Consider the following 23,503-nt stretch of genomic DNA (forward strand, 5'->3'; position numbering starts at 1 on the left):
GCGCCATGAAACCCCGACTAGTCCTGCTGGTGACGGCCCTGCTGCCTCTGCTTGCCCAGGCCCAGGTGCCCACCGGCAATCCGACCGCCACCCGCAGCAGCTCGACGCTGGCACCGCCGCCTGTCGCCCCGCCACCGCAGTCGTCGCGCCCGCAGCCGCAGGTGCTGCCCTCGCCGCAGCCGGCCCAGCCGATCCGCTCGACCGGCCCAGCCCAGGTGACCCCCACGCCCGCACCGGCACTGCCGGACAAGGTCTACGACCGCAACGGCCGCATCGTTCCCGGCGTCAAACCGGTCGGCCCCAACCGCGTGTTCGACTCGCGCACCGGCCGCTACTACGACAGCGTACCCACCGGCGACGGCCAGCAGATCAAGCGCTGACCCAGCGCCTGAAACCAATCGAGTAACCCAAAGAGAGCGCAGCGACCCGCTGTCGCTCTTTTTTCTTTTCCGTGGCTGGCGCCCGCATGAACCTGTCAGAGGCGGGGCGGGTGGGCTGCGCAGGGGCGTAAGCGCCATGGATGGCGCGCCCGAGCCTACAGGGGTGAGGGCGCTTTGCTTGCGAAGCACTGCTTCGCAAGCGCCCGAACGCACAGCCGCTAGCGGCTGGGCCGGTCTGGGGATTCACGGCGTCCCCTGCACAGCCCACCCGCCCGGCCCACCCGACAACGCTGCACCCGGCCCCAGCCACGAGGGGCTCAGCCGTTCGCCGATCCCCACATGAACGCCGGAAAACAGCCTCCGCCCTGCACACCCCGCATCACCCGTTTTTCGCCTGCGATTAACCGCGCCAGGACCACGGTGGAGCTGCGCCGGCATCCCCGCCGTCGCGCTTCCCTCGCCCCTTGGAATACGATCATGGCCAACCAGCAGAACCGTCATCCCGGCAAGGAACAGCAGGGCAAAACACCGCAGGACCAGCAGCGCCAGCAGCAACAGCAACAGCAGCCGAACGAGCAGCAGAAGAAGAATCCGCAACAGGGTTCCATGAAGAACCCGCAGCAGCGCTGATGCAGCCAGGGGCCAGAGCCCGTGCTACGGGGTCTGGTCCCGCTGCCGACCGCCAATTCAATCGGGAATCGGCAGCGACCAGGTCTCCTTGACCTCTTCCATCACGATGTAGCTCTTCGATTCACGCACATGCGGCAGGGTCAGCAGGGTGCTGCCAAGCAGCTTGCGATACGAGGCCATCTCGCTGATCCGCGCCTTCAACAGGTAATCGAAATCGCCCGACACCAGATGGCATTCCAGCACGTTGGGCAGCTTCAGCGCCGCCCGCCGGAATTCCTCGAAGATGTCACCGGATTTGTAAGCCAGGCTGATCTCCACGAACACCAGCAGGCTGGCTTTCAGCGCCGACGGGTCCAGGTGGGCGTGATAGCCGGTGATCACCGCTTCGCGCTCCAGCCGGCGCACGCGCTCGGTGCACGGGGTGGTCGACAGACCGACCCGCTCGCCCAGCTCGGTGAAGGAGATGCGGCCTTCGCCCTGCAGGATGCGCAGGATCTTGCGGTCGATCTTGTCCAGTTCGCGGGGGCGGGTGGTCATGGCCGTCAACCTCGGGGAATGAATCATAGGAAAATATCCTGCCTGCATTCCTAAAATCAGGCAAATCACCTAGGAACGGAAGAATATACTTCCCCGATTATGGCCCCTGCGCACCCAAATGCAGGGAATGATCGGGTTGGAGAATTTCCATGCGAGTCCTAGTTCTCGGCAGCGGCGTGATCGGCACCACCAGTGCCTGGTACCTGCGACAGGCCGGGTTTGAAGTCACGGTCGTCGACCGCCAGCCCGGTCCCGCGCTGGAAACCAGCTTCGCCAATGCCGGCCAGCTGTCCTTCGGCTACACCTCGCCGTGGGCCGCCCCGGGCGTGCCGAAGAAGGCCATCGGCTGGCTGTTCGAAAAGCACGCACCGCTGGCGATCAAGCCGGGCATGGACCTGGCCCAGTACCGCTGGCTGTGGCAGATGCTGCGCAACTGCACCCACGAGCGCTACGCGATCAACAAGGCGCGCATGGTGCGCATGTCCGAGTACAGCCGCGACTGCCTGAACGAGCTGCGCGCGCAGATCGGCATCGATTTCGAAGGGCGCGACCTCGGCACCACCCAGCTGTTCCGCACCCAGCAGCAGCTGGATGCATCGGCGCAGGACATCGAGATCCTGGCCCAGTACGGCGTGCCGTACGAAGTGCTGGATCGCGCCGGCATCATCAAGGCCGAACCCGCGCTGGCCCACGTCGATGGCCTGGTCGGTGCGCTGCGCCTGCCGCGCGACCAGACCGGCGATTGCCAGCTGTTCACCCGCCGCCTAGCGCAGATGGCGGCCGAAGCGGGGGTCGAGTTCCGCTACGACCAGGACATCACCGGCGTGGAATTCGACGGCGACCGCATCACCGGCGTGCGCATCGGCGGCAAGCTGGAAACCGCAGACCGCTTCGTGGTCGCACTGGGCAGCTATTCGCCGGCACTGGTTGCGCCGCTGGGCATGCGTCTGCCGGTGTATCCGCTGAAGGGCTACTCGCTGACCCTGCCGATCACCGACCCGGCGATGGCGCCCACCTCGACCATCCTTGATGAGAGCTACAAGGTGGCGGTGACCCGCTTCGACAACCGCATCCGCGTCGGCGGCATGGCCGAAGTGGCCGGTTTCGACCTGTCGCTGTCGCCGCGCCGCCGCGAGACGCTGGAGCTGGTGGTGCGCGATCTGTACCCGAAGGGCGGTGACCTGGCCAAGGCCGAGTTCTGGACCGGCCTGCGCCCGGCCACGCCGGACGGCACGCCGGTGATCGGCGCCACGCCGTTCCGCAACCTGTTCCTCAACACCGGCCACGGCACGCTGGGCTGGACCATGGCCTGCGGCTCGGGCCGCTACCTGGCCGACCTGATGAGCGCGCGCCAGCCGCAGATCAGCACCGAAGGCCTGGATATCTTCCGCTACGGCCAGTACCGCCACGCCCCGCAACATGAGAACCGCACATGCGTCCTGCCCGCGCGCTGATCGATCTGGGCGCACTGCGCAGCAACTACCGCCTGGCCCGCGAACTGGGCGGTGGCAAGGCGCTGGCGATCATCAAGGCCGATGCCTATGGCCACGGTGCAGTGCGCTGCGCGCAGGCATTGGAAGGCGAGGCCGACGGCTTCGGCGTGGCCACGATCGAAGAGGCACTTGAGCTGCGCCAGGCCGGTATCCGTGCACCGATCCTGCTGCTGGAAGGCATCTTCGAGCCCAGCGAGATGTCGCTGGTGGCCGAGCATGACCTGTGGTTCTCGGTCGGTTCGTCGTGGCAGCTGGAAGCGCTGGCCGCGTTCGACAGCCCGCGACCGCTGACGGTGTGGCTGAAGCTGGACAGTGGCATGCACAGGCTGGGCCTGGACGTTGCCGGTTTCCGCGCCGCGCATGCACGTTTGTCTGCACTGCCGCAGGTGGCGCGCATCGTACTGATGACCCACCTGGCACGTGCCGACGAGCTGGACAGCGAGCGTACCCATGAGCAGGCCACCACCTTCGTCCAGGCCATCGAAGGCCTGCAGGGTGAGACCAGCGTCTGCAATTCGCCGGCGCTGCTGGGTTGGCCTGACGTACGCAGTGACTGGGTGCGCCCGGGCCTGATGCTGTACGGCGCCAACCCGCTGCCAGACAACAGCGAGCTGACCGCGCGCCTGCGCCCGGTGATGACGATGCAGTCCAAGGTGATCGCCGAGCGCTGGATCGAGGCCGGTGAACCGGTCGGCTACGGTGCGCGTTTCGTCGCCAAGGCACGCACACGCGTGGGCGTGGTCGCACTGGGCTATGCCGATGGCTATCCGCAGTTCGCGCCCAACGGCACCCCGCTGCTGATCGATGGCCAACCCGGTGGGCTGATCGGCCGCGTGTCGATGGACATGCTGACCGTGGACCTGACCGCACATGCGCAGGCCGGCGTCGGCAGCGTGGTGGAACTGTGGGGCACAGCGCCGACGCTGTCCGAGCTGGCCCCGCGCTGCGGTGTCAGTGCCTACCAGCTGCCGTGCGGCGTCAAGCGCGTGGCACGCGTCTACCAGGATTGACCGGCGCTGGTAGCGGCCGACCTTGGTCGGCGCTTTGAATGCGTGTCGACCAAGGTCGACACCTACCGGATCGGATCAAACCCTGGTCGGCGCTTTGAATGCGTGTCGACCAAGGTCGACACCTACCGGGCAGCGGTGACGCGCGAGGTCAGCTGGCGCTTCACCCAGTCATCGATCAGGCGCTTTTCATAGCGCAGCGGATCGGTATCGCTCTTCAGGCCAATGTTGTGCAGGTAGCCGCTGTCGCTCAGGCGGGCATCGCCTTCATCGATGATGCGACCGCTGGCGTCCTTCAGCGTGTACTGCAGGGTGATCCGCGGCGGGTAGATGTCGCGCATGATCCGGATGTCGCTGCCACGCGGGCCATGCCAGGGCTCGTAGTCGCCCGCGCGCTTGATATCGACCAGGGTTACGTCCAGCGTCTGCCCGGCCTGCAGCGGCTTGGCCGCGCTGGTCTGTACGTAGCGTGCCAGTTGCTGCACCCAGTCCCCACGTTCAGCCTCGAAGCGGTTGGTACTCTGGCGGATCTCGGTGAATTTCGCCGGATCGTCCCACTTCACGCTGACCGGCCCATCGGCCTGCAGCGCGCGTGGTGCATCGGGCGCCGTTACCGTCCGCGGCGCGGCGGCCACGCTGCCCACGGCAAGCATGCCGGCCAGCAGCAGGGCGGTTGAAAGCGAACCTTTCATGGCAGTCTCCTGCGTCCCCGAAGCGGGGAGGATGATGATCTCGGATCGAGTGTGATCCCGCCGCAGGACCGCAGCAATGGTCAGTAGCGTCAAATGCGTCAACAGTTGCCGCCAATTCATGGTCGTCAACCCTGACTGACGACGCTTGACGCTGTGAATACGCGCTCTGGAAGATGCTGTACCTCCATCCGGTCTTTTTCCTTCCCACGCCCTTGTCCACATTGCCGCCCCTCGTGGAGCGCTCACCCTTGATGGTGCCGACGCCCGAACCCGACCTGCACCATGGCCTGCTTGAGCGCATCCACGCAGGTTTCTGTGTGATCCAGGTGCTGTTCGATGGCGACGAGGCGATCGATTACCGCTTCCTGGAAGTCAACGAGGCATTCGAGCGCCACACCGGCCTGAAGGATGCCTGTGGCAAGCGCATGAGCACGCTGGAGCCACAGCACGAAGGCGACTGGTTCCGGATTTACGGCGAAGTGGCGCGGACCGGGCGACCGGCGCAGTTCGAGATGGATGCCCGTGCCCTGGGGCGCTCGTTTGCCGTCGATGCGGTGCGGGTCGGCCAGCCTGGCGAGGACAAGGTTGGCATCCTGTTCTTCGACGTGACCGCGCGCAAGCAGATGGAAGTGGAGTTGGGCGAGAGCGAGGCCCGTTTCAGCGCGTTGGCCGATGGCCTGCCGATGCCGGTATGGGTGCTGGATGAGCGTGGTCACGCCCGCTTCGTCAACAGTGCCTTCAGCGAGTTCTTCGGCGGCGACGAGAACCGCGTGCCGGAAGATGTCTGGCGTGGCCTGGTGCATCCCGACGATGCGTCGGTGTTCGAATACGAGCTGCAGGAGGCGCTGAAAGCGCAGCGTTCGATGCATGCCCTGGTGCGCGCCCGTCGTGCCGATGGGCAGTGGCGCTGGCTGGAAATGAACGCGCGTCCGCGCTTCTCGCGGATGGGCCGATTCATCGGCCTGGCCGGCAGCAGCCCGGATGTTACCGAGCGTCGCGAGATCGAACTGGCGCGCGAGGAACTGTTGCAGTCCGAGCGCGCCGCGCGCAGTGCGGCGGAAAACATGGCACGGCTGAAGGATGAGTTCCTGGCCACGCTGTCACATGAGCTGCGCACGCCGCTGACCACGATCCTGGGCTGGAGCGAACTGCTGTTGCAGCGCGTCGATTCCACCAGCCCGCTGTACAAGGGCCTGGGCGTGATCGCCAACAGCGCCACCGCGCAGAAGCGGCTGATCTCGGACATGCTCGATCTCAGCAGCATGCTGCTGGGCAAGGTGCAGCTGGAAGTGGAAGTGCTGGATCTGCGCGACCAGTTGAACGAAGCGATGGGCGCGCAGGAGCTGGTGGCCGAGGGCAAGGCGCTGGATGTCACCCTGCAGTTGCCGGCGCAGGCCTGCCAGGTGCTGGGCGATGCTACCCGGCTGCAGCAGGTGTTCTGGAACCTGCTGTCCAACGCAATCAAGTTCACCCCGGCCGAAGGCCGCATCGACGTGCAGCTGCAGGCCGATGGCAACTATTGGACGATCACCGTGCGCGATACCGGCGACGGCATCGCGCCGGAGTTCCTGAACCATCTGTTCAGTCGCTTCCGCCAGGCCGACGGCACCACCACCCGCCGTCATGGCGGTCTCGGCCTGGGCCTGGCCATCGTGCAGCAGCTGGTCGAACTGCACGGCGGCACGGTCAGCGCGGCCAGTGATGGCCACGGTCACGGCTCCACCTTCACCGTGCGCCTGCCGCAGCATCTGCCCGATGCCGAACGGCGTCCGCTGCGTGAGGTCGTCAGCGGCCCCATCCTGGAACCGATGATGGTCGAACCGTACCCGCTGCGCGGCCTGCATGTGCTGGCGGTGGAAGACCAGCCGGAAGTGCTGGAGTACCTGCGGCGCATGCTGGAGGAGCAGGGCGCCAGCGTGTCTGCGGCCAGTTCGGCGGGCGAGGCGCTGGCGCTGCTGGCCGACAATGGCCACCTGCAGTACCACGTGCTGCTGACCGACATCGGCATGCCGGGGATGGATGGCTATGGCCTGGTAAGCACGCTGCGGCAGGACCTTGGCGTAGATGCGGCAGCGCTGCCGGCAGTGGCGGTGACCGCGCTGGCCCGCGCCGATGACCGTCGTCGCGCGCTGGCCTCGGGCTTCCAGGAGCATGTGGCCAAGCCGTATTCGGTGGCCCAGTTGGTGGGTGTCGTACGCCGCGTGCAGGCCACGCGCGGGGACAGTCTGCTGCACTGAGCATTCACGGACGATCGGCGACCCTGCACACAGGAGGTCGCTTATGTCCCGTATTGCTCCCCGAATCCATACCGATGCCGCGCAGATCGCGCGCTTGGAAACCCTGCTGCCGCAGTTGCAGGGCGAAACCGAGGTGCAGCTGACCCTGCATGATGGCCGGCGCCTGCTGGGCACGGTTGCGGTGCAGCCGACGTTGCAGCAGTACCGCAACGACGCTGGCGACGAAGGCAGCAACGGCCAGCTGCGACTGGATGATCTCGATACGCCGGTGCAGCAGCATTACGTGTGGCTGGATGAAATCGCCAGCATCCGCAGGCTGCCGCCGCGGCTCTGACGGCAACTTGCCAACGGCATCCGCGGATGGCGGCATCCACGCATGGCGTGGATTTACTTCGACCGCATCCGCAGATGGGGTGGGTCAACAGTAGAGCCACGCCATGCGTGGCTGCGGTGGTCTGCGGTGGTCAATGCTCGAACAGCGTTGCCGTCGCTTCGAACCTGCGCGCATAGGCGCGCTCCTCGGCTACCCGGGTCACTTCATCGTCTGCCAGATCCGGCGCGCCATAGACGGCGTAGGCCACGCTGCCATCGGCACCGTGGCCGACCTGGTGCAGGCGGTAGCGGGAATGGCCGCCGCCGGTGTCCTCCGGGTAATGCACGGGGGGATGGCTGCCTTCCAGGTCCATTTCGCTGTTGTCGACGACACCTCCGACGAACAAGGCACGCATGCAGGATCTCCAGGAGTTGCGGGGGAGCCTCTACCCTGAACGCTGGCATGTTGCTGCGGCATCAAGGCAACGTTGAAGTTTCGCAAAGCGGTGACCGGGGCCGGGCCGGACAAGCCGGTACAATGGACGGCCCTCACGCTTCCAGTACCCGCGCCGATGGCATCCAGCGACGACGCCCCCCTGCAGACCCTGCTCCTGCCGTTCTCCAGCGGCGCCCTGCGCTGGCCGGAGGGTCCGGTGGCCTTCCTGCGTGCCCGCGACGGCTGGCCCCTGCGCGAGCAGGCCGGCGGCCGCGAGGTCGACTGCGAGCAGAGCTTCGCCCCGTTCGCGCAGCCGCTGCAGCAGGCCGCTGGCTGGACCGTCAGCGGCCAGCTGGATGATGCTGCCGGCCGCGGCCGTTACCCGCTGGTGCTGGTGCTGCCGCCGCGCCAGCGCGAGGAAGCCCGCGCGTTGTTCGCCCGCGCCCTGGCGCTGGTCGCCGACGGTGGCCGCATCGTGGCCTGCCAGCACAACAACGAGGGCGCCCGCTCCGGCGAAGGCGACCTGAAGCAGTTGACCGGTCTCGGCGGCAGCCTGACCAAGAACCACTGCCGCGTGTTCTGGACCGCGCCGTTGCAGGGCCAGCACGATGCGGACGTGGCCAAGCGCTGGGGCAGCCTGGACGCGGTGCGGCCGATCGTCGGCGGCCGTTTCCTCAGCCGCCCGGGCGTGTTCGCCTGGGACCGCATCGACCCGGCATCGGCCCTGCTGGCCGAACATCTGCCGGCCGACCTGGCCGGGCGTGCGGCCGACCTCGGTGCCGGTTATGGCTACCTGTCGCGCGAGCTGCTGGAGCGCTGCCCGAAGATCACCGCGTTGGACCTGTACGAGGCCGAGAAGCGCGCACTGGACCTGGCCGAACTCAATCTGGCGCCGCCGCCGCGCCCGGTGCCGCTGCGCTTCCTGTGGCGCGACGTCACCGCTGGCATCGAGCCGGACTACGACGTCATCATCAGCAACCCGCCGTTCCACACGCCCTCGCGTGCGGACCGCCCGGACATCGGCCAGCGCTTCATCGCCGTGGCCGCGCAGGCGCTGCGCCCCGGCGGTCGCCTGTACGTGGTGGCCAACCGCCACCTTCCGTACGAATACACGCTCAATGAGAGCTTCGGCGCCGTGCGCGTGGTTGCCGAGCGCGATGGCTTCAAGCTGGTCGAGGCGGTGAAGGGCAAGGGGAAGGGCCGGTGAAACTGGTCAAGCACATCGCCAACCTCGGCTACGGCAGCCGCAAGCAGGTGCAGTGGATGTTCCGCGAAGGCCGCGTCACCGATGCCGACGGCGAGGTGCTGTATGCCGACGACCAGGTGCCGCATGAAGCGGTGCGGGTCGACGGCGAGCCGCTGGACCCGCCGGTGGGCCTGTCGCTGGCGATGTACAAGCCGGCCGGCTACACCTGTTCGACCAAGGACAAAGGCCGTTTGATCTACGACCTGCTGCCGCCGCGCTTCCGTGACCGCGACCCGGTGCTGTCCACCGTCGGCCGCCTGGACCGCGAGACCAGCGGCCTGTTGCTGCTGACCGACGACGGCAATCTGTTGCACCGGATCATCTCGCCGAAGTCGAAGCTGCCCAAGGTCTACGAAGTGGAGCTGGCCGAAGATCTGCGCGGTGACGAAGTGGCGCTGTTCGCCAGCGGCACGCTGATGCTGGAAGCGGAGAAGACGCCCCTGCTGCCGGCTGAACTGCAGGTGCTCGGCCCGCGCAAGGCGCGCCTGATACTGCACGAAGGCCGCTACCATCAGGTACGCCGCATGTTCGCTGCCGCAGGCAACCACGTGCAGGCACTGCATCGCAGCCGTGTCGGTGGCCTGGACCTGCAGGGGTTGGCTGAAGGGCAATGGCGGCTGCTGACCTCCACCGATCTGGATACGCTGTTCGCTCCATGACCTCCATCGCTGCACTGCCGTTCCTGCCCGACGCCGTCATCTTCGACATGGACGGCCTGATGATCGACAGCGAGCGCGTGTCGCTTGCATGCTGGAGCGAGGCGGCAGAGGAATTCGGTCTGCCGCTGGATGCCACCTTCTTCGTGCGCATGGTCGGCCTCGGTGACCGCGACAGCCAGGCGCTGCTGCGCCGGCAGGGTATCGAAGACAGCATGATCGAGGCCATGGCCGCGCGCTGCCATGATCTGTACGAGGAACGCACGCAGACCGGGTTGCCGCTGCGCCCGGGCATCCTGGAACTGCTTGAGTTGCTGAAGTTGCACGCGGTGCCGCGTGCGGTGGCGACCACCACGCGGCAGCCGCGGGCCAACCGCAAGCTGGCCGCGGCCGGGCTGCTGCCGTACTTCGATGCGGTGATCACCAGTGGCGATGTGGCGCGGCCGAAGCCGGCACCGGACATCTACCTGCTGGCCGCGCAGCGGCTGGGACAGGCGCCGGAACGCTGCCTGGCGCTGGAGGATTCCCCTGCAGGCACGCGTGCCGCACTGGCTGCGGGCATGACCGTGATCCAGGTGCCGGATCTGGTGCATCCCGATGAAGAACTGCGTGCCTTGGGCCACCGCATCGTCGGCTCGCTGGTGGACGCGCACGCCTTGCTGCTGCCGTTGTTGCCGAGGTAACGGTGGGGGATGGTGGGTGCCGACGGTTGGTCGGCACGCTTCACCGCCCTCCTTGAACCCGGTGGGTGCCGACCGTTGGTCGGCACGCTTTCAGTCACACCCTGCCGAACACCAGCGCCGCGTTGGTGCCACCGAAGCCGAAGCTGTTGGACATCACCGTGTCCAGCTTCTGCTCGCGGCTTTCGCGCAGGATCGGGAAGCCTTCCACCTTCGGGTCCAGCTCGCCGATGTTGGCCGAACCGGCCACGAAGCCATCGCGCATCATCAGCAGGCAGTAGATCGCTTCATGCACGCTGGCAGCGCCCAGCGAATGGCCCGACAGCGCCTTGGTCGAGGACAACGGCGGAATCGCATCGCCGAACACCTCGCGGATCGCACCCAGCTCGGTCACATCGCCCAGCGGGGTCGAGGTGCCGTGGGTGTTGAGGTAATCCAGCGGACGGTCGACGTTCTGCAGCGCCATCTTCATGCAGCGCACGGCGCCTTCACCGGACGGCGCGACCATGTCGGCGCCATCGGAGGTCACGCCGTAACCGATCAGCTCGGCATGGATGTGCGCGCCACGTGCCACCGCGTGGTCGTAATCTTCCAGCACCAGCATGCCGCCACCACCGGCGATGACGAAGCCATCGCGGTCCTTGTCATACGGGCGCGAGGCGCTGGCGGGGGTGTCGTTGAAGCTGGTGGACAGTGCTCCCATCGCATCGAACATCACGCTCATCGACCAGTGCAGGTCTTCACCGCCACCGGCGAACATGATGTCCTGCGCGCCGTGGCGGATGAGGTCGGCAGCCGCACCGATGCAGTGTGCGGAGGTCGCACAGGCGGCCGACAGCGAGTAGCTGACGCCCTTGATCTGGAACGCGGTGGCCAAGCAGGCCGACACGGTCGAGCACATCGTGCGCGGCACCATGTACGGACCCACCTTGCGCACGCCGCGGCTGCGCAGCAGATCCACCGCACCCACCTGCCATTCGCTGGAGCCGCCGCCGGAACCGGCGATCAGGCCGGTGCGCAGGCCACTGACCTGTTCAGGAGTCAGGCCCGCATCGGTGATGGCATCGGCCATCGCCAGGTAGGCGAAGGCGGCGGCATCGCTCATGAAGCGCTTCTGCTTGCGGTCGATCAGCGCGTCCAGGTCGAGGTCGACGCGACCACCCACTTGGCTGCGCAGGCCGGCTTCGGCGTGGTCGGCCAGCGCGGTGATGCCGGCGCGGCTCTCGCGCAGGGCGGCCGAAACGGTATCCAGATCATTGCCGAGGCAGGACGTGATGCCCATGCCGGTGATGACGACGCGACGCATCAGAAGCTCCCGGTTTCAGTGAACAGGCCCACGCGCAGGTCGCGGGCGTTGTAGATCTCGCGGTCGTCCACGTACATGCGCGCGTCGGACTGGGCCATCACCAGCTTGCGGTTGATGACGCGGCTGATGTCGATCTCGTAGCGCACCAGCTTGGCATCGGGCAGCACCTGGCCGGTGAACTTCACTTCGCCGCAGCCCAGGGCGCGGCCCTTGCCGGGGGCACCCAGCCAGGTGAGGAAGAAGCCGGTCAGCTGCCACATGGCATCCAGGCCCAGGCAGCCGGGCATCACCGGGTCGCCGATGAAGTGGCAGCCGAAGAACCACAGGTCCGGGCGGATATCCAGTTCGGCGCGTACCATCCCCTTGCCATGCGGTCCGCCGTCCTCGCGGATTTCGGTGATGCGGTCGAACATCAGCATCGGGTCGTTGGGCAACCGGCCGGCGGCAGCGCCGAACAGTTCACCGCGTGCGCTGGCCAGCAGCTGGTCGCGGTTGAACGCGTGGAGACGAGTCATGGAAAGCGCAATCCTGGAAGCGAAAACAAGGCAACGAGTTCCCGAGGATGCACGACGGATCAGGCGGATATCAAACCGCGTCTCCGTACGCGTGCGTAGTGTTTTCAGCTGAAACCACGCATCCCGTTGATGCACAACGACCATACTTCGGCGTCTGGACGGGTACGGTGCAGGTATCATGTGGGCCAACCATGAACGCACTGCGCAAGATCATCCACGTCGACATGGACGCCTTCTACGCGTCGGTGGAGCAGCGCGACGATCCGTCACTGCGCGGCAAGCCGGTGGTTGTGGCATGGCGCGGCGCGCGTTCAGTGGTGTGCGCAGCCTCGTACGAGGCGCGCGTGTTCGGCGTGCGTTCGGCGATGCCGGCGGTGCGGGCCGAGCGCCTGTGCCCGGACGCGATCTTCGTGCCGCCGGACTTCGCACGTTACAAGGCGGTGTCACGCCACGTGCGCGAGATCTTCCTGCGTCATACCGACCTGGTCGAGCCGTTGTCACTGGATGAGGCCTATCTGGATGTCACGGCGCCGAAGAGCGACATCGTGCTGGCCACCGACATCGCCCGCACCATCCGCGCGCAGATCCGCGAGGAAACCCACCTGACTGCTTCAGCCGGGATCGCACCGAACAAGTTCCTGGCCAAGATCGCCTCGGACTGGCGCAAGCCCGACGGCCAGTTCGTGATTCCGCCGCAGCGGGTGGATGCGTTCCTGCTGCCGCTGCCGGTGAACCGCGTGCCCGGCGTCGGCAAGGTGATGGAAGGCAAGCTGGCGGCGCGCGGCATCGTCACCTGCGGCGACCTGCGGCAGTGGACCCTGCAGGACCTGGAAGAGGCCTTCGGCAGCTTCGGCCGCAGCCTGTACAACCGTGCGCGCGGCGTCGACGAGCGGCCGGTGGAACCAGACCAGCAGGTGCAGTCGATCTCTTCCGAAGACACCTTCGCCGAGGACCTGTTGCTGGAAGACCTGGGTGAAGCGATCGTGCAGCTGGCCGGGAAGACCTGGCAGGCCACGCGCAAGACCGAACGCATCGGCCACACCGTGGTGTTGAAGCTGAAGACCGCGCAGTTCCGCATCCTCACCCGCAGCTTCACCCCGGAACGCCCGCCGGAATCGATGGCCGAACTACGCGACATCGCACTGGCATTGCGCGCCCGCGTAGATCTACCCGCCGACACCCGCTACCGCCTGGTCGGCGTCGGCCTCGGCGGTTTCCGTGAAAAGGAAGCGGTAGTGCAGGGCGAATTGTTCGAGCACACCCAGACCGATCATTCCTGATCGTTCATCCACGCATGGCGTGGATCCAAGTGTCGACCAAGGTCGACACCTACCAACAGCAGCACAGAACGCCGTTCCGACAGCTCGCGGAAATCTGTCGAAGGCGGGGTGGGTCCGGTTGCGGGGGCGTGAGCCGCATGGATGCGGCGACCGAGCTTACATGGACGTACTTGCAGCGTCCCCCGCAACCGGACCTACCCCGCCATCCCCCGGAATGCCCGCTTTTGCCGTTGCCGTTGCCGTCGATTCGGCGGGTGCAGGGCGCAGCCCTGCAAAAGAAAACCCCCTACCTTACGGCCACTGCATCTCGCCCTTGGCCACCTTCGCACTCAACTCCAGCGACGCCACACCCGCCAGCTTCGGGTAACGCGCCTGCATCGCCTTCACCAACGCCGCACTGTCCTTGGCCTTGGCTGTTTCAACATCGAAGGCCCGGATGTACTCCGCCGTGAAGCGCAACGCACTGGCATCCAGCGCCGCACCCTCCGCGTAATGGCCGGGCACCACTACCTTCGGCTTCAACGCCTGCAGCTGCTGCAGCGTGCGCAGCCAATCGGCATGCGACTGCGGCGTCTGCGTATCGGCCATCCACACATGCTCGCCGGCCACCACCGGAATACCCCCGACGATCGCGCGCAGTGACGGTACCCACAGCACGCTGCGGTCCGGCGTCGGCCCATCCAGGCCGATCAACGGCAGGCGCTGATCTTCCAGTTGCAGTGCATCGCCTTCCAGTACGGCGGGCACCACGATGCGTGCGGGAACGTCGGCGCCCATCTTCGGTCCCCAGTACGCCAGCTTGCCGGCCTGGGATTCACGGATGTGCGCCACGGTCTGCGCGGTGGCGACGATGCGCGCCTGCGGGAACGCGTCCTGCACGGTGGCCAGCCCGAAGTAGTAATCCGGATCGCCATGGCTGATGTAGATGGTGGTCAGCTGCTTGCCGCTGGCGCGGATCTGCTCGACCAGCCGGCGCGCATCGCCGGCCCCGAACTGCGCGTTGACCAGGATCGCGTCGTTGCGCCCTTCGATCAGCACCGAGGACACCGGGAACATCGCCTTCGGGCCAGGATGGAAGGTCTGCAGGCGCAGCTGGGATTTCGCAGCAGTGGCAGGCGCAGGGGCGGCCGATGCGGCCAGCAGCGGAGGGCTGGCGAAACCTGCAGCCAGCGCGAGGGGGAGCAGCAGGGTAGCGGTGCGCATGGGAGGTGTCCTTGGGGATGTCGAGCCGAGCATCGGCTCCATGGGGAAGTAGCGCCGGGCCATGCCCGGTGGGCATGAAACCCGGCGCATGCCGCGATCAGTACGCTGCCGTGATGATCTGCTTCGGGTACGTGTGCGCTTCCAGTTCGGCGACGAACGCGGCGCCGTAGTCGGCGTAGCTGATGCGGCTATGGCCGCTGGCATCGGCGAGCAACGCCTTGGGCTGCACGCGATACTGCCCACGCTCTTCACCCGGGCCGATTTCGGCGGCCGGCGAGAAGAAGGTCCAATCCAGGTCATCCACTGCCTGCAGCCGGTTGAACGCTTCACGGTGGGCCAGCGCGTACGGCTTGTAAGCCTCCGGGAAGGTGGGGGTGTCGACCAGCTGCACACCGGGGGCGACTTCCAGGCTGCCGGCACCGCCGACCACGACCAGGCGCGGCACCTTGGCCTTGCGGGCGGCATCGGCCAGCTGTGCGGCAACCTCGCCGACACGGCCGATGTCGTCGCCCGGGCGCGGGCCGTAGGCGCTGGCCAGCACATCGTGGCCGGTGATGGCGGCGACCAGGGCATCCTGGTCATCCAGCGAGGCGATGACCGGATGGGCGCCGGCCAGCTCGGCCGGCAGGTCCTGCGCGCTGCGCACGATGACGGTCAGTTGGTGGCCGTTGGCCAGCGCGTGGCGGGCGATCTGGCGGCCGATGTTGCCGGTGGCACCGACGAGGGCGATCTTCATGACAGGACTCCGTGGGGGTGGTGGCTGGGAATGGGGCCACTGTAGGTCGCTGCAGTCGCTCGAAAAACAGCGTATAACGCGCTTGTTTGTTGCATGGATCGAGCAGATGGACCGATTGACCGCCATGACCGTATTTGTCGAAGTTGCCGAGCGCGGCAGCCTGACCGCCGCCGCCGAGGTGCTGGACATGTCGCGGGCGATGGTCAGCCGCTACCTCGCCGAGGTGGAGGGCTGGCTGGGCGCGCGGCTGCTGCACCGGACCACCCGGCGGGTCAGCCTGACCGGGGCTGGTGAAGCCGCGCTGGCGCGTTTCCGGCAGATGCTGGCGATCGGCGATGAACTGCAGGGCGAGCTGGCCAGCGACGATCCCGAGCCACACGGAACGTTGCGCATCACTGCCAGCGTGTCGTTCGGGCAGAGCCATCTGGCGCGCGCAGTGGCCGCCTTCGTGCAGCGCCATCCGGCCGCCCGCATCGAACTGCTGCTGGTCGACCGCACGGTCAACCTGGTGGAGGAGCGCGTCGACCTGGCGGTGCGCATCGCGCGGCAGATCGATCCCAGCCTGATTGCACGTCGCTTGGCGATCTGCCGCTCGGTGCTGTGCGCGACACCGGCCTACCTGCAGGCACGTGGCACGCCGACCGCGCCCGAACACCTCGCCGCGCACAACTGCCTGACCCATCACTACGTCGGCAAAAGCCTGTGGCAGCTGCATCGCGAAGGGCGCTCGTTGTCGGTTGCGGTGGGCGGCAACATCAGTGCCAATGAAGCATCGCTGTTGCTGGAGGCGGTGCGCGCCAATGCCGGCATCGCCATGTTGCCGACCTACCAGGTCGCACCGCTGCTGCGCAGTGGCGAACTGATCGAACTGCTGCCCGAGTACAGCCTGGACGAGCTCGGCATCCATGCGGTGTACGCGTCGCGTCGACAGCAGCCCGCCATCATGCGGCGATTCCTGGACTTCCTCGCCGAATGCTTCGCGAGCCCGGCCTTCCAGGATCTGGACTGGCGCCCTTCGGGCAAGGAGAACACATGAACCATGGTCAGACGTTGATCGACCACAACCGCGCTGTGTGGGATCGCCAGGCCACCCGCGCACGCCGGGTCGGCTGAAGGCGCGGGCGTACAATGGACGGCCCCATGTTGCACGAGTGAGCCGTCCCTTGTCGTATCCCTATCCGCTGGTCGTGTTCGACCTCGATGGCACGCTGGTCGACAGCGCGGCCGATATCGCCGAAGCACTGAACCGCACGCTGGAAGACATCGGCCTGGCGCGCGTACCCGAAGCCACCGTGCTGGGCTGGATCGGCGACGGCGTGCGCCGGCTGGTTGAACAGGCCGTGGAGGCTGCCGGGCGCGAGATCGATCTGGCGGCCGTGATGCCGACCTTCATGGTCCACTACCGCGAATGCCTGCTGCGCAGCCCGCAGCTGTTCGATGGCGTAGTGGACGCGCTGACGCAGTTGCGCGCGTTGAACGTACCGCTGGCGATCTGCACCAACAAGCCGGCCGCGCTGGTGCCGCCGTTGCTGCAGCACCTGGGCATCGCCGAGGCCTTCGCGCTGGTGCTGGGCGGTGATTCGCTGCCGCAGCGCAAGCCCAGCGGCGAGCCGTTGCGGCATATCGCCGCACACTTCGGACTGCCCGTCGATGCGTGCCTGATGGTGGGCGACTCGCTTACCGATTACCGCGCCGCTGAGGACGCCGGCATGCCGATCACGCTGGTGCGCTACGGCTATCCGCGAGGACTGGACCTGGAAAACGCGCAGGCCGTCGCGGTAATCGACGACCTGCGTGAACTGCCGGGATTGGCTGCGGTATCGGCGATCTGACCCGCCGGTAGCGCCGGGCCATGCCCGGCGGCCCTTCGATCTGGCGCCCCGACGCCGGGCATGGCCCGGCGCTACCACTTACCTGGGCTGGTAACGCACGCTCAGCTGGTACTCGCGGCCGGGCTGGTTGAACCACGCCACGGTCTCGTACTCGCGGTCGAACACATTGGCCACCCGCGCCAGCACCGACCATGCCGGGGTCAGCGCATATTCGGCGCGCAGATCCAGCGTACCGTAGCCGCCGACCTTTACCGCGTTGGCGGCATCGTCGTAGCGCTTGCCCGCGCCCTGCACGGTCAGGCCGGTGCGGAAGCCGCCGAAGCGGCGGTCGACGTCCAGGCGCGCGGTCTGCTGCGCACGTCGTGCCAGCCAGTTGTCGAACTGCGCACTGCCGCTGGTGCGGTTACGCGGATCGGTGAAGCTCAGCTGCGCGTTGATGTCGAAGCCGGCCAGGGTGGCGCCGCCGGTCAGTTCCGCGCCGCGGATGCGTGCTTTTTCGACCTGTTGCATGCGGAAGGTCGCCGCGTCATAGGTGATCAGGTCATCGATGCGGGTCTCGTACACGTCCAGGCCCCAGCGCCAGCCCTGGCCCTGCTGCGAGATGCCGAGGTTGGCACTCTTGGACTTCTCCGGGTCCAGTGTCGGCACGCCGCTCCACGGGTCGTACAGGTCGCTGAAGGTCGGCGCCTTGAACGCGATTCCGTAGCTCGCGTTGACGCGCAGACCGTGGCCCAGCTCCATCGCCCAGCCGAGGCTGCCGGTGGCGTGGTTGCCGAACTGCTGGTTGTCGTCGTTCCGTGCGCTGGCCTGCAACTGGTGACGGCCGAAGCGCGCCTGGTACTGCAGGAACACGCCGGTATTGCGGCGGCTGTCGACCAGGTAACCGGCGCTGCTGCCGTCCAGGTTGTCTTCGCTCCAGTCCACGCCGGCGCTGAGCAGCTGGCCTTCGGCCACACCGATGTCGGCCTGCAGCGAGGCGCTGTCGCGGTGCGTCTGTGCGCTGCCGCGTGCACCGAAATCGCCGAAGTTGTCGGATTCGTTGTCGCTGCGGCCGACATTGGCAGTCAGCGTCAGCTGCTCGGACGGGGTGTAGCGCACCTTGCCGGCCAGCACCTGCTGGCGGGTCTCGGAGTAGTTGTAGTAGCCGTCGTAATGGTTCTTGCCGTCGGCGCGCAGGGCGCTGCCTTCCACGGTCCACTGGTCGCTCAGGTTGTAACCACCGCGCAGGCTCTTGGACAGGTTGCGGTAGCCATCACGGTCGGGTTCATCGGCGAAGCAGCCGGCAAACAGCGTGGCCGAACCGCGGCAGGCATCGATGCCATCCGAATGCTGGTAGGCGATGTCGGCGCCGAACCAGCCGCGTTCGGTGCCGCCACCGATGCCGCCGCTGGCTTCACGCAGGCCGTTGCTGCCGCCGCCCAGCTGGAAGTGCGGAGCGAAATCGCCCTGGTTGCGGCGGGTGAAGATCTGGATCACGCCACCGATGGCGTCGGCGCCGTACAGGCTGGACTGCGGACCGCGCACGATTTCCACGCGCTCGATCTGCGCCAGCGGCAGATCCTGGTACATCGCCAGGCCGAGGTCGGCGCTGTTGATGCGCACGCCATCGACCAGCACCACGGTATGCGAGGAATTGGTGCCACGCAGGAACAGCGAGCTCTGCTTGCCCAGGCCACCGGCATTGGTCAGGTTGATGCCGGCGCGGCCCTGCAGCAGTTCCTGCAGGGAGGTGGCCTGGCTGGATTCGATCTGCGCGCGGTCGATCACCTGCGCAGGCGCAATGCTGTCCTGCAGGGCGATCGGCGTGCGGGTGGCGGTGACCAGCACCTGATCGAGGTCGGCGGCGCCATCATCGGCCAGGGCCAACGCGGGAAGCGCGGCCAGCACGGCCAGGGACAGCATTCGGGACTGCAGTTTCATCGGGGGACTCCAGGTGCCGCGCACGCCCGCGCAGCGAAGGGGAGGAGTCACGACAGGCAGGCACGCGCCGATGCCGCGGCCATCGCCACAGACATCCAGCGCCATGCCCACCGCATCGCGACCTGAGGCTTCCGGGCCGGTCTCCGGGCTCGCCGCCGGGTGGCCCAAGGCCACCGTCCAGGCGCCTTCCCATGCCTGCGGCACAGTGGCGGGTTGCCTGGAACTGACGTGCTTACCGTTGCGGGGGCAGCGCCGGCATGGCGTGTTGTCACGCGTCACCGGCTTCCCGTTTCAACCTGCCGGCAGGGCCGCAGGTCACCTGGAAGTGCGCGCAGTCTACGGCATCGCGGCCGGGCCGTAGCGTTGAATCTGCGCGACCGGAGGGGCGCGGATGCACCTGCACGGTGCAGCAGACCGGCGCCAGCGCCTAGAATGCAGCTCGAATTATCGTGGTGCCGTTGCCGATGTCCGTCTGTTTTCCGCTGTTCCCGCGCCGCCCTGACTGGGCACGCGCATGATCCTCGACCTGGTCCGCCATGCCGGCAACGGTCGCGATGAGTTCCTCGATGGCCGCAGCGATCCGCCGCAGCTGGCCCGCCTGCCGCAGGAACTGGTCGATGCCTATGCCGGGCAATCGTGGGAACGGGTGATCAGTTCGCCGCGCCTGCGCTCGCTGCATACGGCGATGGCACTGGCCACACCGCGCGCGCTGGACGTGGAAGCGGACGAGGAGTGGGAGGAGCTGGATTTCGGCGACTGGGATGGCCAATCGCTGTTCGACCTGCCAGAAGACGCGTTGGCCGCCTTCCACGCCGATCCGCACGCGTTTCCGCCGCCGCATGGCGAGAGCTGGGGCCACTTCGAACGGCGCATCGCACGGGCGCTGGATCGACTGCTGGATGACGACGACCCGGTGCCGACGGTCGTGGTCAGCCACGGCGGTCCGCTGCGCATGGTGCTGTCGCAGGTATGTGGCCTGCCGATGTCGCTGTGCTGGGCGCTGCGCATCGACCACGGCACGCGCCTGCGCGTGTGGGTCGAGCGCGGTGAAGCAGGTCTGGTGGGCGAGCTGCTGGAGCTGCAGCAGCCGTAGTGCCCGGGTAGTGCCGGCCGCTGGCCGGCAACCTCATGAATCCGAAGGACACAGCGCAGTTGCCGGCCAGCGGCCGGCACTACCAAACAGTCAATCCTCGTCGGCGCTTTCGGCCGTGCTTTCTTCGCCGTCGTCCTCGGCGTCGAAGCGCTGCTCATGCACCGGACCCGATGCCGGACCTGCGGCCTTCAGCGGATGCACGGCGATACGTGCTTCGTAGTCCTGCACCAGTGCCGTGCGCTGCGGCTCGCTCAGTTCCTGCCAGTGGCAGTCCAGCAGCGCACCTTCCAGCGAATACAGCAGGTTGAGGCTGGGCTTGAAGCCGGCGCGCTTGACCTTGACGAAGGCGCCGACGGCACCGATGGCAACCAGATCCTCGCGGCTGCGCAGGCCTACCTGGCGCAGCCATGCCGCACTCTTCGGACCGATGTTGCGCAGCTTGACCGCGCTCACGCCAACGCCCCGACGAACACGTGGGCGATGGCTTCCAGACCGGCCTGGTCCTCAGCATCGAAGCGGCCGACGACCGGGCTGTCGATATCGAACACACCGATCAGCTCCCCACCGCGGACCAGCGGTACCACCAGCTCTGAGCGCGATGCGGCATCGCAGGCGATATGGCCGGGGAAGGCCTCCACGTCTTCGATCCGCTGGGTCACGCGCTGGCTGGCGGCCGCACCGCATACGCCCTTGTCCAGCGGAATGCGCACGCAGGCCGGCAGGCCCTGGAACGGACCGACCACCAGTTCCTTGCCGTCGTACAGGTAGAAGCCGACCCAGTTCAGGTCGGGCAGGGCGTGGTAGACCAGTGCAGCGAGGTTGGCCGCATTGGCGATGCGGTCGGACTCGCCGTAGACCAGGCCACGGGCCTGTTCCAGCAGCTGGGCGTATTGTTCCGGCTTGCTGCCGGTGAGCGAGGCGTTGGCGAACATGGCCGCAGTCTAGCAAGCGTGCCGGGCCAGCGATAATGCAGGCTCTGTTGCCCTGCTGGAGCCTGTGATGTCCCTGCCTGCCACGTTGCCGACGGCCCTGTTCGTCACCGGCACCGATACCGAGATCGGCAAGACCGCCGCCAGTACCGCGCTGCTGCATGCGTTGCGCCGGCGCGGCCTGCGCGTGGTGGGCATGAAGCCGGTGGCCAGCGGCAGCCACGATCTGGGGCAGGGGCTGCGCAACGACGACGCGCTGGCACTGCAGGCCGCCAGCCTGCCGGTGCCGGACTATGCCGATCTGAACCCCTACGCATTGCGCCAGCCGTTGGCGCCGGAGCTGGCGGCGGCAGAAGATGGCGTGCGCATCGAACTGGCCCCGATCGTGGCAGCCTTCGAACGCCTGCGCGCACAGGCCGACGTGGTGGTGGTCGAAGGCGTGGGCGGCTGGCTGGCGCCCTTGTCGGCGCAGTTGGACCAGCTTGACCTGGTACGTGCGCTGCGGCTGCCGGTGGTGCTGGTGGTCGGCATGCGCCTGGGCTGCGTCAACCACGCGCGGTTGACCGCACACTCGCTGCAGGCCAGCGGCGTGGACTGCCTGGGCTGGATCGGCAACCACATCGATCCTTCGATGCAGCGCCAGGATGAGAACGTCGCGACCCTGCAGCAGCGCCTGCCGATGCCCTGCTGGGGGCGGCTGCCGCATCTGCCGGAAGCAGGTGGCGAAGCGTTGAGCACACACCTGCACGACGCGTGAGGGTAGTGCCGGCCGCTGGCCGGCAACCCCGAGGTAATCAAACGCGTGCGATTGCCGGCCAGCGGCCGGCACTACCGTGTTGTCGCCACCAGCTCCCGCGCGATCGCACCCAACCGTTCCACCGCACCGATGAAGCGCGCGTCCAGGGTCTGGCAGCACGACAACCGCAGGCAATGCCGGTAGCGCGCGCCACGCGAATACACCTGGCCCGGCATGAACACGATGTCCTCTGCCAGTGCGCGCTCGAACAGTTCACGGGTGTCCACACCCGGCAGCTCCAGCCACAGCAGGAAGCCGCCCTGCGGCTCGGTGGCGCAGGTGCCGGCAGGGAAGTGCTCGGCCACCAGTTGCCGCAGGCGACCGACCTGTTCGCGGTACAACCGGCGCATGCGGTGCAGGTGGTGCTCGTAGCTGCCGGCTTCCAGGTAGGCCGCCACCGCATCACCGAGCAGCTGCGGTTCGCCGCCGGTGGACTGGAATTTGAGCAGCGCGATGCGTTCGGCGAAGCGGCCGCCATCGAGCCAGCCGATGCGGTAGTCCGGTGCCAGCGTCTTCGAGAATCCACCGACCACCATCACCCAGCCATCGCGGTCGAACGCCTTCAGCAAGGGTGCTGGCGGCTCGCTGAACTGCAGTTCGGCATACACCGCGTCTTCGATCAGCGGCAGCTGGCGTGCGTTGACCAGCTCGGCCAGACGTTGCTTGTCGGCGATCGGCATCGTGCAGCCCAGCGGGTTGTGTACGGTCGGCATCACCACCAGCGCCGCAAGAGATGTGTGCTCCAGCAGTGCTTCCAGCGCATCCACGTCCAGGCCACGCTGCGGATGGGTGGGCAGTTCGATCGGCTGCAGGCCGAGCGTGGTCAGCAAGGGGTACAGGTTGAAGTACGAGGGCGCCTCGATGCCGATGGCATCACCGGCCTGGGTGACCGCGCGCAGGGCCAGCTGCAGTGCCTCCATCGCGCCATGGGTCAGCAGCAGGCGCTCGGCATGGGTATGCAGGCCCAGCCGGGGCCCACGCCGCACGATCTGCGCCAGCAGGCGCTGCGACCCGTTGGGGCGGGCATAGGTTTCCACGGTCTGTTGGCCGTGGCGCAGCACCTGCGCGGTGTGCCGGGCCAGCTGCGCGCCCGGGTAGAACTGTCGTCCGCGCGGGCCGGCAAAGGCCAGGTCGACCACGCCGGGGCGGCGCTGTGCTTCCAGCACGCGCGCCATCAGCACCTGCTGCAGCGGCGCAGTGGGTGCTGACGGCGCATCACGCAGCGAACGCTGCGGTGCCGACAGTCGCGGCGCAACTTCGAAGCCGGCCTTCGGCCGTGGAATGACCAGTCCGGCGTCTTCCAGTTGGCGATAGGCCGCAATCACGGTGTTCAGGCTGAGCTGGCGCTGCGAAGCCATCTGCCGCAGCGATGGCAACCGGCTGCCGACCGGCAGGCGCCCGCCGTGGATGGCTTCAGCCAGCTCGTCCGACAGCCGCTGATAGCGGGGTGGGATCATCGTGGTGGTGTCTTCTGTATCCATCGACTCGACCCACATCTGGTTCTGTACCCATGATGCTGACGAGCCTAGCATGTCGTTGTCGGCCGGGCCTGATCGGGACCGGGTCGATACTTCCCAAGCGCACGGC

The 23,503-nt window shown here is 67.3% G+C and carries 25 protein-coding genes and 1 riboswitch; of the genes, 14 read left to right on the forward strand and 11 right to left on the reverse strand.

Features of this window, described 5'->3' with window-relative positions; genetic code table 11:
• Nucleotides 1-5: 5 nt before the first annotated feature.
• Together ACEF39_RS02355 and ACEF39_RS02360 are read left to right on the forward strand one after the other, a co-directional pair.
• Entirely contained in the window at nucleotides 6-380 is a 375-nt protein-coding gene (locus ACEF39_RS02355; RefSeq protein WP_500286834.1) for a classical arabinogalactan protein 4, read from the forward strand.
• A gap of 477 nt (nucleotides 381-857) precedes the next feature.
• Nucleotides 858-1,010 carry a lana protein gene (locus ACEF39_RS02360; protein WP_089238441.1) on the forward strand — a complete coding sequence of 51 codons (153 nt, stop codon included), beginning with the start codon at nucleotides 858-860 and terminating at the stop codon, nucleotides 1,008-1,010.
• Nucleotides 1,011-1,067: 57 nt separating this feature from the next.
• On the opposite strand, the gene ACEF39_RS02365 is transcribed toward ACEF39_RS02360, so the two are convergent.
• Entirely contained in the window at nucleotides 1,068-1,547 is a 480-nt protein-coding gene (locus tag ACEF39_RS02365; RefSeq protein WP_089241164.1) for an Lrp/AsnC ligand binding domain-containing protein, read from the reverse strand.
• A gap of 149 nt (nucleotides 1,548-1,696) precedes the next feature.
• On the opposite strand from ACEF39_RS02365, the gene ACEF39_RS02370 reads away from it, so the two are divergent.
• Together ACEF39_RS02370 and alr are read left to right on the forward strand one after the other, a co-directional pair.
• On the forward strand, nucleotides 1,697-3,001 hold the full coding sequence (locus tag ACEF39_RS02370; protein WP_099821579.1) for a D-amino acid dehydrogenase: 1,305 nt from the start codon (nucleotides 1,697-1,699) through the stop codon (nucleotides 2,999-3,001).
• On the forward strand, nucleotides 2,980-4,050 hold the full coding sequence (alr, locus tag ACEF39_RS02375) for an alanine racemase (RefSeq protein ID WP_500286835.1): 1,071 nt from the start codon (nucleotides 2,980-2,982) through the stop codon (nucleotides 4,048-4,050). Before ACEF39_RS02370 ends, alr begins: the two co-directional genes overlap by 22 nt.
• 122 nt (nucleotides 4,051-4,172) lie before the next feature.
• Here alr and ACEF39_RS02380 read toward each other — a convergent pair whose 3' ends face one another.
• Nucleotides 4,173-4,739 carry a DUF3016 domain-containing protein gene (locus tag ACEF39_RS02380; RefSeq protein ID WP_500286836.1) on the reverse strand — a complete coding sequence of 189 codons (567 nt, stop codon included), beginning with the start codon at nucleotides 4,737-4,739 and terminating at the stop codon, nucleotides 4,173-4,175.
• 251 nt (nucleotides 4,740-4,990) lie between these two features.
• On the opposite strand from ACEF39_RS02380, the gene ACEF39_RS02385 reads away from it, so the two are divergent.
• Nucleotides 4,991-6,976 (forward strand): hybrid sensor histidine kinase/response regulator, encoded by a 1,986-nt coding sequence (locus ACEF39_RS02385; RefSeq protein WP_500286837.1) that lies wholly within the window; start codon nucleotides 4,991-4,993, stop codon nucleotides 6,974-6,976.
• A 43-nt stretch (nucleotides 6,977-7,019) separates the two neighbouring features.
• Nucleotides 7,020-7,310 (forward strand): DUF3247 family protein, encoded by a 291-nt coding sequence (locus ACEF39_RS02390; protein ID WP_500286838.1) that lies wholly within the window; start codon nucleotides 7,020-7,022, stop codon nucleotides 7,308-7,310.
• Nucleotides 7,311-7,440: 130 nt separating this feature from the next.
• Here ACEF39_RS02390 and ACEF39_RS02395 read toward each other — a convergent pair whose 3' ends face one another.
• Entirely contained in the window at nucleotides 7,441-7,704 is a 264-nt protein-coding gene (locus ACEF39_RS02395) for a hypothetical protein (RefSeq protein ID WP_025878415.1), read from the reverse strand.
• Nucleotides 7,705-7,860: 156 nt separating this feature from the next.
• On the opposite strand from ACEF39_RS02395, the gene ACEF39_RS02400 reads away from it, so the two are divergent.
• Genes ACEF39_RS02400 through ACEF39_RS02410 form a run of 3 tightly spaced genes read left to right on the forward strand, consistent with a single transcriptional unit; the run spans nucleotide 7,861 to nucleotide 10,309 of the window.
• A complete protein-coding gene (locus ACEF39_RS02400) occupies nucleotides 7,861-8,931 on the forward strand; it encodes a class I SAM-dependent methyltransferase (RefSeq protein WP_500286839.1) in 1,071 nt (356 codons plus the stop codon).
• Entirely contained in the window at nucleotides 8,928-9,629 is a 702-nt protein-coding gene (locus tag ACEF39_RS02405; RefSeq protein ID WP_108266108.1) for a pseudouridine synthase, read from the forward strand. The genes ACEF39_RS02400 and ACEF39_RS02405 overlap by 4 nt, the downstream gene beginning before the upstream one ends.
• Nucleotides 9,626-10,309 (forward strand): HAD family hydrolase, encoded by a 684-nt coding sequence (locus ACEF39_RS02410; protein WP_500286840.1) that lies wholly within the window; start codon nucleotides 9,626-9,628, stop codon nucleotides 10,307-10,309. Before ACEF39_RS02405 ends, ACEF39_RS02410 begins: the two co-directional genes overlap by 4 nt.
• 94 nt (nucleotides 10,310-10,403) lie before the next feature.
• On the opposite strand, the gene fabB is transcribed toward ACEF39_RS02410, so the two are convergent.
• Both fabB and fabA read right to left on the reverse strand, forming a co-directional pair.
• Nucleotides 10,404-11,612, reverse strand: a complete 1,209-nt coding sequence (fabB, locus tag ACEF39_RS02415) for a beta-ketoacyl-ACP synthase I (protein ID WP_089238458.1) — start codon at nucleotides 11,610-11,612, stop codon at nucleotides 10,404-10,406.
• Nucleotides 11,612-12,127: a 3-hydroxyacyl-[acyl-carrier-protein] dehydratase FabA gene (gene fabA, locus ACEF39_RS02420; protein WP_025878420.1), complete on the reverse strand. Its 516-nt coding sequence runs from the start codon at nucleotides 12,125-12,127 to the stop codon at nucleotides 11,612-11,614. The genes fabB and fabA overlap by 1 nt, the downstream gene beginning before the upstream one ends.
• A 191-nt stretch (nucleotides 12,128-12,318) precedes the next feature.
• Between fabA and dinB the strand changes: the two genes are divergently transcribed.
• Complete coding sequence (gene dinB, locus ACEF39_RS02425) at nucleotides 12,319-13,407, forward strand: DNA polymerase IV (RefSeq protein WP_500286841.1); 1,089 nt, start codon at nucleotides 12,319-12,321, stop codon at nucleotides 13,405-13,407.
• A gap of 291 nt (nucleotides 13,408-13,698) precedes the next feature.
• Here the strand turns inward: dinB and ACEF39_RS02430 are convergent, their stop codons facing one another.
• Both ACEF39_RS02430 and ACEF39_RS02435 read right to left on the reverse strand, forming a co-directional pair.
• The gene (locus ACEF39_RS02430) at nucleotides 13,699-14,610 is read right to left on the reverse strand and encodes an MBL fold metallo-hydrolase (RefSeq protein WP_500286842.1); all 912 of its coding nucleotides are present in this window, start codon (nucleotides 14,608-14,610) and stop codon (nucleotides 13,699-13,701) included.
• 97 nt (nucleotides 14,611-14,707) lie between these two features.
• On the reverse strand, nucleotides 14,708-15,346 hold the full coding sequence (locus ACEF39_RS02435; protein WP_500286843.1) for an NAD(P)-dependent oxidoreductase: 639 nt from the start codon (nucleotides 15,344-15,346) through the stop codon (nucleotides 14,708-14,710).
• 106 nt (nucleotides 15,347-15,452) lie between these two features.
• On the opposite strand from ACEF39_RS02435, the gene ACEF39_RS02440 reads away from it, so the two are divergent.
• Nucleotides 15,453-16,382 carry a LysR family transcriptional regulator gene (locus ACEF39_RS02440; protein WP_100462792.1) on the forward strand — a complete coding sequence of 310 codons (930 nt, stop codon included), beginning with the start codon at nucleotides 15,453-15,455 and terminating at the stop codon, nucleotides 16,380-16,382.
• Between the two features lie 127 nt (nucleotides 16,383-16,509).
• Nucleotides 16,510-17,178: a phosphoglycolate phosphatase gene (gene gph / locus ACEF39_RS02445; protein ID WP_500287953.1), complete on the forward strand. Its 669-nt coding sequence runs from the start codon at nucleotides 16,510-16,512 to the stop codon at nucleotides 17,176-17,178.
• A 78-nt stretch (nucleotides 17,179-17,256) separates the two neighbouring features.
• Here the strand turns inward: gph and btuB are convergent, their stop codons facing one another.
• A complete protein-coding gene (gene btuB / locus ACEF39_RS02450; RefSeq protein WP_500286844.1) occupies nucleotides 17,257-19,098 on the reverse strand; it encodes a TonB-dependent vitamin B12 receptor in 1,842 nt (613 codons plus the stop codon).
• Between the two features lie 117 nt (nucleotides 19,099-19,215).
• Nucleotides 19,216-19,436: riboswitch (cobalamin riboswitch) on the reverse strand.
• 176 nt (nucleotides 19,437-19,612) lie between these two features.
• Here btuB and ACEF39_RS02455 point away from each other — a divergent pair.
• Nucleotides 19,613-20,191 (forward strand): histidine phosphatase family protein, encoded by a 579-nt coding sequence (locus ACEF39_RS02455; RefSeq protein WP_500286845.1) that lies wholly within the window; start codon nucleotides 19,613-19,615, stop codon nucleotides 20,189-20,191.
• A 90-nt stretch (nucleotides 20,192-20,281) separates the two neighbouring features.
• Here the strand turns inward: ACEF39_RS02455 and ACEF39_RS02460 are convergent, their stop codons facing one another.
• Nucleotides 20,282-20,644, reverse strand: coding sequence for a TfoX/Sxy family protein (locus ACEF39_RS02460; RefSeq protein WP_025878429.1), 363 nt, complete (start codon nucleotides 20,642-20,644; stop codon nucleotides 20,282-20,284).
• On the reverse strand, nucleotides 20,641-21,123 hold the full coding sequence (locus ACEF39_RS02465; RefSeq protein ID WP_500286846.1) for a GAF domain-containing protein: 483 nt from the start codon (nucleotides 21,121-21,123) through the stop codon (nucleotides 20,641-20,643). Before ACEF39_RS02465 ends, ACEF39_RS02460 begins: the two co-directional genes overlap by 4 nt.
• A gap of 67 nt (nucleotides 21,124-21,190) precedes the next feature.
• Here ACEF39_RS02465 and bioD point away from each other — a divergent pair, with 67 nt between their 5' ends.
• A complete protein-coding gene (bioD, locus tag ACEF39_RS02470; protein WP_500286847.1) occupies nucleotides 21,191-21,877 on the forward strand; it encodes a dethiobiotin synthase in 687 nt (228 codons plus the stop codon).
• A gap of 71 nt (nucleotides 21,878-21,948) precedes the next feature.
• On the opposite strand, the gene ACEF39_RS02475 is transcribed toward bioD, so the two are convergent.
• Nucleotides 21,949-23,397, reverse strand: coding sequence for an aminotransferase-like domain-containing protein (locus tag ACEF39_RS02475; protein WP_500286848.1), 1,449 nt, complete (start codon nucleotides 23,395-23,397; stop codon nucleotides 21,949-21,951).
• Between the last annotated feature and the right edge of the window lie 106 nt (nucleotides 23,398-23,503).

It is taken from the genome of Stenotrophomonas indicatrix, assembly GCA_041545745.1.
GTDB lineage: Bacteria > Pseudomonadota > Gammaproteobacteria > Xanthomonadales > Xanthomonadaceae > Stenotrophomonas > Stenotrophomonas indicatrix_A.

Bases quoted from the DNA above. Each gene is read 5' to 3' on its own strand.
- ACEF39_RS02435 (WP_500286843.1), bottom strand. From the start codon at position 15,346: ATGAAGATCGCCCTCGTCGGTGCCACCGGCAACATCGGCCGCCAGATC.
- ACEF39_RS02360 (WP_089238441.1), top strand. From the start codon at position 858: ATGGCCAACCAGCAGAACCGTCATCCCGGCAAGGAACAGCAGGGCAAA.
- fabB (WP_089238458.1), bottom strand. From the start codon at position 11,612: ATGCGTCGCGTCGTCATCACCGGCATGGGCATCACGTCCTGCCTCGGC.
- alr (WP_500286835.1), top strand. From the start codon at position 2,980: ATGCGTCCTGCCCGCGCGCTGATCGATCTGGGCGCACTGCGCAGCAAC.
- btuB (WP_500286844.1), bottom strand. From the start codon at position 19,098: ATGAAACTGCAGTCCCGAATGCTGTCCCTGGCCGTGCTGGCCGCGCTT.
- ACEF39_RS02455 (WP_500286845.1), top strand. From the start codon at position 19,613: ATGATCCTCGACCTGGTCCGCCATGCCGGCAACGGTCGCGATGAGTTC.
- ACEF39_RS02385 (WP_500286837.1), top strand. From the start codon at position 4,991: ATGGTGCCGACGCCCGAACCCGACCTGCACCATGGCCTGCTTGAGCGC.
- ACEF39_RS02395 (WP_025878415.1), bottom strand. From the start codon at position 7,704: ATGCGTGCCTTGTTCGTCGGAGGTGTCGTCGACAACAGCGAAATGGAC.
- ACEF39_RS02370 (WP_099821579.1), top strand. From the start codon at position 1,697: ATGCGAGTCCTAGTTCTCGGCAGCGGCGTGATCGGCACCACCAGTGCC.
- ACEF39_RS02355 (WP_500286834.1), top strand. From the start codon at position 6: ATGAAACCCCGACTAGTCCTGCTGGTGACGGCCCTGCTGCCTCTGCTT.
- fabA (WP_025878420.1), bottom strand. From the start codon at position 12,127: ATGACTCGTCTCCACGCGTTCAACCGCGACCAGCTGCTGGCCAGCGCA.
- ACEF39_RS02465 (WP_500286846.1), bottom strand. From the start codon at position 21,123: ATGTTCGCCAACGCCTCGCTCACCGGCAGCAAGCCGGAACAATACGCC.
- ACEF39_RS02365 (WP_089241164.1), bottom strand. From the start codon at position 1,547: ATGACCACCCGCCCCCGCGAACTGGACAAGATCGACCGCAAGATCCTG.
- ACEF39_RS02440 (WP_100462792.1), top strand. From the start codon at position 15,453: ATGGACCGATTGACCGCCATGACCGTATTTGTCGAAGTTGCCGAGCGC.
- ACEF39_RS02400 (WP_500286839.1), top strand. From the start codon at position 7,861: ATGGCATCCAGCGACGACGCCCCCCTGCAGACCCTGCTCCTGCCGTTC.
- bioD (WP_500286847.1), top strand. From the start codon at position 21,191: ATGTCCCTGCCTGCCACGTTGCCGACGGCCCTGTTCGTCACCGGCACC.
- ACEF39_RS02380 (WP_500286836.1), bottom strand. From the start codon at position 4,739: ATGAAAGGTTCGCTTTCAACCGCCCTGCTGCTGGCCGGCATGCTTGCC.
- ACEF39_RS02475 (WP_500286848.1), bottom strand. From the start codon at position 23,397: ATGGATACAGAAGACACCACCACGATGATCCCACCCCGCTATCAGCGG.
- dinB (WP_500286841.1), top strand. From the start codon at position 12,319: ATGAACGCACTGCGCAAGATCATCCACGTCGACATGGACGCCTTCTAC.
- ACEF39_RS02430 (WP_500286842.1), bottom strand. From the start codon at position 14,610: ATGCGCACCGCTACCCTGCTGCTCCCCCTCGCGCTGGCTGCAGGTTTC.
- ACEF39_RS02390 (WP_500286838.1), top strand. From the start codon at position 7,020: ATGTCCCGTATTGCTCCCCGAATCCATACCGATGCCGCGCAGATCGCG.
- ACEF39_RS02410 (WP_500286840.1), top strand. From the start codon at position 9,626: ATGACCTCCATCGCTGCACTGCCGTTCCTGCCCGACGCCGTCATCTTC.